Below are 3,947 nucleotides of genomic sequence, written 5' to 3' on the forward strand. Positions count from 1 at the left end.
AAGAAGGTCAGTGACGTCCAGGCGACGCTTCCCCCTGGCGTGGTCGGCCCCTTCTTCAACGACGAGTTTGGCGACGTTTTCGGCATCATCTACGGGATCACCTTCGACGGCTTTACGCCTCGCGAGGCGCGCGACTTCGCCGAGACGGCGCGGACCGAGTTCCTGCGTTCGTCCGATGTCGGCAAGGTCGAGATTTTTGGCGACCAGGACGAAAAGGTCTATCTCAGCTTCTCACCCCAGAAGCTCGCCAATCTTAAGCTCAGCCTCGACGAAGTGCTGACGGCGATCGCGCGGCAGAACGCGGTTGTGCCCTCCGGCGTCATCAACACGCCGCACGAGAACATGCTTGTCGACGTTACCGGCTCCCTCCTGAAGCCCGAGAGCGTAGCCGGCCTCAATCTCTGGATCGATGGGCGCTTCTACAAACTCACCGACATCGCCAAGGTTCAGCGCGGCTACAGTGACCCGCCGACGAAGATGTTCCGCGTCAACGGCAAGCCGGCCATCGGTATCGGCGTGAACATGCGCGAGGGCGGCAACAACCTGGACTTTGGCGAAGGCCTGCACGAGGCGGCCGGGCGCCTGATGCAGCGCTTCCCCGTCGGCATTGAGCTCGACCTGGTTTCGGACCAGCCCGAGGTCGTGCGCGAAGCCATCGGTGAATTCACCAAGGCGCTGTTCGAGGCGATCGTCATCGTGCTCGCTGTCAGCTTCCTCAGCCTCGGCTTCAGGGCCGGGCTCGTGGTCGCCTTGTCGATCCCGCTGGTGCTCGCCATCGTCTTTATCGCCATGGATGCGATGAGCATCAGCCTGCAGCGCATCTCGCTCGGCGCGCTCATCATCGCGCTCGGCCTACTGGTCGATGATGCGATGATCACCATCGAAATGATGATTTCGAAGATCGAGGAAGGCATGGAAAAAGTTAAGGCGGCTACATTCGCCTATACTTCTACCGCCTTCCCCATGTTATCGGGAACTCTGATCACGATCCTCGGCTTCCTGCCAATAGGTTTCGCCGACAACAACACCGGACAGTATACGTTCTCGCTGTTTGCCGTCATTGCGGTTGCGCTCGTGGCCTCCTGGTTCGTGGCCGTGATCTTCGCGCCGGTAATCGGGCTGTCCTTGCTGCCTTCTCACATGAAGGCGCATGGCACTCATGGGCCGGGCCGCTTCATGCGCGCTTTCATTGGCTTGCTCGGCTTCAGCATGCGGCACCGCTGGCTTACCATCGCCGCCTCGCTTGCCGCCTTCGGTGCCTCCCTCTACGGCATGGGTTTCGTGCAGCAGCAGTTCTTCCCGGCGTCGAACCGGCCCGAGCTTGTGGTAACGATGACGCTGCCGAAGAATGCCTCGATCGCGGCGACCGAAACGGAGACGAAGCGGCTGGAAGAGACGCTTGCCAGCGACCCCGACATCGCCGGCTTCTCTTCTTATGTGGGCGGTGGCGCCATCCGCTTCTACCTGCCGCTCGACGTCCAGCTCGACAACGACTTCATGGCGGAGACCGTGGTGGTGGCGAAGGACCTCGAGGCGCGGGACCGTGTTCAGGCGAAGCTCGAGACGCTGTTTGCCGACAGCTTCCCGAACGCGAGGGCCCGCATCTCGCGCCTGGAACTCGGGCCACCGGTCGGCTGGCCGGTGCAATACCGGGTGAGCGCGCCGACGACCGACGAAGCGAGGGAGCACGCGGAGGAACTCGCTACGATACTGCGGTCATCCGGACTCGTGCGCAACGTCAACTACGACTGGGCTGAGAAGAACAAGGAACTGCGCATCGTGGTCGATCAGGATCGCGTGCGTCAGGCTGGCCTAAGCTCCGAACAGCTCGCCCAGGCGCTCGACCGCGTGCTCACCGGCTCGACGGTCACTCAGCTTCGCGACTCGATCTATCTGGTCGATGTCGTGGCCCGGGCCGAGAACAGCGAGCGCTCAAGCGTCGAGGCCTTACGCAATCTCCAGATCCCCACTCCGACAGGCGCCTCGATGCCCCTGCGCGAGGTTGCCGAGTTCCAGTATGATCTTGACGAGGGCTATGTCTGGCGTCGTGGCCGCCTGCCCACCATCACAGTCCAGGCGGAACCACTGCCGGAGCTTCAGCCCGCCTCCGTTCACGAGCGACTCGCAGACGCGATCGAAGAGTACACCAAGTCGCTGCCGGCCGGCACTCTGCTAGAAACCGGCGGCACGGTCGAGAAGAGCGGCCAAAGCAACGCCGCTCTGCTGGCCCAGTTTCCGCTGATGATCACGTTGATGCTGACCGTACTCATCGTTCAGCTCGGCAGCTTCCGCCAGATGGCGATGGTGATCAGCGTAGCGCCGCTCGGTCTCATCGGGGTCGCAATCGCGCTGCTGACCACGAGTACGCCTATGGGCTTCATCGCCATCCTCGGGATCATCGCGCTTGCAGGGATGATCATCCGCAACTCCGTGATCCTCGTCGATCAAATCGAGCATGAGCGGGCGCGTGGCATCGATCCCTGGAAGGCGGTGATCGACGCGACCACGCACAGGTTCCGGCCGATCATGCTGACCGCGGCTGCAGCCATCCTTGGCATGATCCCGATCATGCACGACGTGTTCTGGGGGCCGATGGCCTACGCCATTGTCGGCGGGCTCGCCGTCGCGACTGTACTGACGCTCGTCTTCCTCCCGGCTCTTTATGTCGCTGTCAACGGCATTCGGGAAAAGTATGAACCGGCAGCAGCGCCTGGCGTTCCGGCAATGCCCATTCTCGCCCCCCAGCATTGAGAAAGGGCTTGCCATGCCGGAAACCTCCTCTCTTGTCGACCGCTTTCTGAGATCGGATGCCGGCATGTATGCCGGACCAGGCGAGATTACACGCGAGTATGCCGACAAGATGCTCCTCGCCGCGCTTCAGGAAGCACAAACTGTGGCGCGTTCCTACGACAACAAGGCGCAAATCGTTGGCGTGGGTTACATCCTCGCCCTCAACCTCGTGCTGCGCTTCGGCGATCTTTTGCCGACGCATGCGCCGATCGGGCCGCTGTTCTATGCGGTCGTTTGGGGGATCGTCATCATGCCGATTCTTCAGTTCGGCCAGGTGCTCTATCCGAGCCGGACACGCGCGGATAGGGAATTCAATGGCAAGACGTCTCATGGTTCCAAGGCCCTACCGGTGTACTATGTCGACCCCAGCTACTTTGCTGATGTCCGTGACCTGATGCACCAGGCCTTGAGGTCGGACTGGACCTCGGTTTTGGCCACCGAGTTGCTGAAAACATCACGCGTCAGGATCATAAAGCAGGCGCGCTTCCAACGCGGCCTGATGATGACGGTCGTGTCTTTCATCGTGCTGGGAGGCGAGCAGTTTCTTCGAAGTTTCGCGCTCGCCTGATGAGGAACATGGCAAATTTGAACGAGAGCATGATGCCGCCGCTCGTGGCCTCGGCGCGTTTGCTCACCGGGATGAGCCACTGTCTTCAAGCAGCAGTCGGCCTCCTCACGGTCGGAATCGGCGCCACGACGATCTATGCAATTCTCGTTCATGCAAATGTTTGACCAGGGTGAACCATTCAACGTGGCCGGTCCCAGTGACGAGGCCAATGGGAATGGCGGCGAGGCGGGCAAATGCGAGTCGCACACCAAAACGCTTTTCCCCTAGCGTTGGCCGACCTCCTTGTCCGCCACCGTGAGGCCTCGGCGAACATCAAATCCTCCGCGACGACAGCGCCCGACCGGAAAATTCAAGAATAGCCCCATGACTATGGACCCAGCGACCATCTCTGCCTTCTCGGCGCTTGCCGGTTCTGCCATCGGCGCCTTGGCATCCGTCGCCACGACCTGGCTCACCCAGAATCATCAGAACCATGCCCAGCGGCTTGGACAGGAAGGCTCGCGTCGCGAGCGGCTGTTCGGCGAATTCATCGACCAGGCATCGAAAGCCTATGCGGACGGCGTGGTTCAGGAACGCCTGGATGACCCCG

At 61.5% G+C, this 3,947-nt stretch carries 3 protein-coding genes and 1 pseudogene; all 4 read left to right on the forward strand.

Translation table 11 applies throughout. From position 1 onward, the window contains the following. A partial coding sequence (locus NMG80_RS01130) for an efflux RND transporter permease subunit (RefSeq protein WP_254016425.1) occupies positions 1–2,751 on the forward strand: 2,751 nt, incomplete at its 5' end. 13 nt (positions 2,752–2,764) lie between these two features. Next, a complete protein-coding gene (locus NMG80_RS01135) occupies positions 2,765–3,358 on the forward strand; it encodes a Pycsar system effector family protein (protein WP_254016426.1) in 594 nt (197 codons plus the stop codon). A gap of 8 nt (positions 3,359–3,366) precedes the next feature. Next, entirely contained in the window at positions 3,367–3,522 is a 156-nt protein-coding gene (locus tag NMG80_RS01140; protein ID WP_254016427.1) for a hypothetical protein, read from the forward strand. A 199-nt stretch (positions 3,523–3,721) separates the two neighbouring features. Next, positions 3,722–3,947, forward strand: a pseudogene (locus NMG80_RS37690) (hypothetical protein); the annotation flags it as partial.

It is taken from the genome of Mesorhizobium escarrei (assembly GCF_935825525.1).
In the GTDB taxonomy this organism is placed as follows: domain Bacteria; phylum Pseudomonadota; class Alphaproteobacteria; order Rhizobiales; family Rhizobiaceae; genus Mesorhizobium; species Mesorhizobium escarrei.